This is a genomic window from Sporocytophaga sp. (assembly GCF_017745095.1).
Classification (GTDB): Bacteria; Bacteroidota; Bacteroidia; order Cytophagales; family Cytophagaceae; genus Sporocytophaga.
Genome location: NZ_JAGHZZ010000052.1, coordinates 1 through 2,964, shown reverse-complemented (window position 1 = coordinate 2,964; position 2,964 = coordinate 1). Strand labels below are relative to the sequence as shown.

The 2,964-nt window shown below is 38.7% G+C and carries 3 protein-coding genes; 1 reads left to right on the top strand and 2 read right to left on the bottom strand.

The features are described 5' to 3' along the window. Window positions 1-377: 377 nt before the first annotated feature. Window positions 378-947, bottom strand: coding sequence for a hypothetical protein (locus J7604_RS26135; RefSeq protein ID WP_293903304.1), 570 nt, complete (start codon window positions 945-947; stop codon window positions 378-380). Between the two features lie 556 nt (window positions 948-1,503). On the opposite strand from J7604_RS26135, the gene J7604_RS26130 reads away from it, so the two are divergent. Beyond that, window positions 1,504-1,716, top strand: a complete 213-nt coding sequence (locus tag J7604_RS26130) for a hypothetical protein (RefSeq protein WP_293903301.1) — start codon at window positions 1,504-1,506, stop codon at window positions 1,714-1,716. 41 nt (window positions 1,717-1,757) lie between these two features. Here the strand turns inward: J7604_RS26130 and J7604_RS26125 are convergent, their stop codons facing one another. After that, window positions 1,758-2,912 carry a site-specific integrase gene (locus tag J7604_RS26125; protein ID WP_293903299.1) on the bottom strand — a complete coding sequence of 385 codons (1,155 nt, stop codon included), beginning with the start codon at window positions 2,910-2,912 and terminating at the stop codon, window positions 1,758-1,760. Window positions 2,913-2,964 lie beyond the last annotated feature (52 nt).

The window sequence follows — 2,964 nt, the reverse complement described above, 5'->3', positions numbered from 1 at the left end:
GGGGAAAATTATCATGTTGTTACAGCAAGGATAAAGCGCTTTTCCCAGAATGGCTGGTGTTTAACCAGCCCCGTTTGCAGACTTACACAGAGAGCGTTTAGGTTTGAATAATACACTGTTCCCCTTTAACCGTCGGGTTCAGGACAATCCCGGGTGTACCTGTGCCACTGTGGAGTTATGCACCACTCGCTTTAACGCACCATTCCAATTAACTTTATCTCTCCGAAGCAATTCAAATACGCTATCTGAATTAAGTATCTTAGAAAAACAGGGCGGGATTTTTTCAGCCGTTGATCCGCCCAGTTGGTTTAAAGGAAATTTATTTAATCTTTCTGCGGGGATACTGCAATCGAAAAATTGTAGCCTTTTTTATCCCCTTATTGCTGAAGTATCTGCAATTCGCCACCGGCGGTATTGCCACTAAACTGGCAATAAATGTGATGCCCGTCCTGCCTGCGGATCGCATATACCAAAACTTTATTGTTCCAATAGTCTATTGAACCCTCGTCACCAAAATAGGTAGCATCCTCTTTGATCCGGTCCAGTTCCGCCTTGGATACCTTCCCGTCAAATATCTTTACGCCGCCCAGTTCTGTCATTTGAGCCGTTAACTTCTTTTCAAAATAATAGTAAGACCATTCATTACCGACAGACCCTTCGTTGGTTATAGATGCCCGCCATACATTCCCCTCCAGGCGTTGCATTTTTCCATTGACCGGGAAAAACAAAAAGTCCTCCTGATGTGTATAGGCCTGACTATTAGGTAGCTTTAAGCCTTTGGGCAGTTGTATATAAGGAAAATCGCCAAGTGTAGCTTTGGAAACCGGAATGGCATTGATATCGAATTTCTTGGCTTCCGGCCTGGGCGTCGTTTGCGCAAAAAGGGAGTTATCCAGGAAATTGAAAACCATAAATAAAAGTAACGTGCTGCTGATCAGGTTTTTCATAATACTATTTTTTTTTAAACTTTCCTACTTGTTTTATATTCAAATATAATACCGTTGCGGCAACAATTTATAATTTCCTGAAGATAAGGAAGCAATTGAACAATAATTAAAGTCGTTTACTGCCATGTAGTTCCATTAAGAGGCGGATTACAATTCCCTTTGAACTAAAAATTATCTTCAATTAGTACAGAAAACTAGAAGTAACATCTACAATCAATAATATGAATCAGTCAAAAATATGTTCAAATGAGGACTTACTTAATTCCTTCTTCATCAGGTGTCAGAATGATCCAAAAATAGGTTACACTCACATTGCCCTCTTCACCGCTCTATTGCAGCTTAGGGATAGTCCAACTAGTGCGAAATTTCACGGAAAAGAATTAAGACAGTTAGCTAAAATACACAGTTCGCGTACTTACTTCAAAATTCTTGGAGACCTAATAAACGCCAGTTACATTGATTACAGAAAGGCCCAAAGCAGATGGGAAAAAAGCTCGATTGAGTTTTGTTTATAGCTAAAATATCATGTATGATAAATAATGATGAGCGTATTTTAATGAAGGCAATCGCAATCTGTTTCAAACCATTCTTAAAACCTGAAGAAGCTCTTATTTACTGCAATTTGGGGAGAACGCAATTCGCAAAAAAATGTGAAGAGAATGGAGTATATAAGAATATTAATGGGTACTTCAGCAGAGAAGACCTCAACAACATGATGGAAGGGACAACAACTATCCTGAAAAAAACGAAGATGAAATGGAAGCGATAGTTGAGAAAAAGAGAGGCCAAAGCCTCTCTTTTTTTGAGTATTCATTTAATTGAATATACATAGGAAATATTTGGATGCTTGGCTGCATCTTCAGACCCCATTTTCTTCCTGCTCTCTTGTGAAGGAGTGGGCAGCACACCTATTGCTGCCGTTTCTGCTTTTGGACGATGACGTTTATAGATTTTTCTAACCTGGGCCGTTGTAGTATGTCCCATAAAATAAGCGACCGTTGCCTCATCAATTCGCTCATCTTGTAACAGTATGGAGAAGCTAAGTCTTGCGCAGGACCAAGTAATATATTTTTCAATTCCTGCTTTGCTAACCCATTTGCCAATTACGGTATTGGCTCCATCAGCAGATGGCAATTGAAAGACCAATTCACTTGTATCTCCAGTCAATATTCTTTTATTACGTTGCTGCTCAAGAATCTCAAGTGCAATTGGATGCAAGGTAATTACCACAGGCTTCCCGGTCTTCCTTTGAATAATCCTCGTAGTGAGTGCATTTTCTTTGATAGTTGGCCATTTAAGCCGTTTGACATCAACCCATCTCAATGCAGAATAAAGGCAAAAAATAAAGGCTAAACCAACTTCTTCATTTTCACATGGAGTGCGGAGCAATTTCAGATATTCATCTACCTCCAGGTTTTCCTTTAAACTCTTTGATGAATTTGAACGCGCATTAACATCCTCTGTCGGGTTCTCATGAAAATATTTATCCTTTGTGGCGGCTTTCATTACTCTCTTAAATCTGGCATAATAATTCAAAGGTGTTTCACCCGTGAATTTATCAAGTAGAAACTGTCTAAATCGGATACAGAAATTTTCCGTGATTTCTACGGAAGAAATGAACTCTTTTTTTATAAATTCCTTGAATTGTGTGAAGCTATTGGAAAGATGTCGGTTGCCTTCTTGCTGATTTATCGTTACATATTCTTCGTAATAATCGAGGAAGTTTTCCTTAAATCTGTGCCTTGGGATATACGCTCCCCCAGTGGCCTGTGCGTCTATGATTAATTGGCTTTCCTTAGTTTTTAGAATTAACAGCGCCTCTTTATTGTGGTTCCTTTCAACCTGATCTTTAGGATTTGTATAGGTAAATATTCCAGTGGTCGGGCGCTGCCCTTTACTGCGACCATAATCAAAATAGTAATATATTTTATCCCCTTTTTTATTTGGTATTTTTAAAAGATTCATTGTATAATATTTATTGTTAAACAATCACCACGACCAATTCGGATTTCAAAAA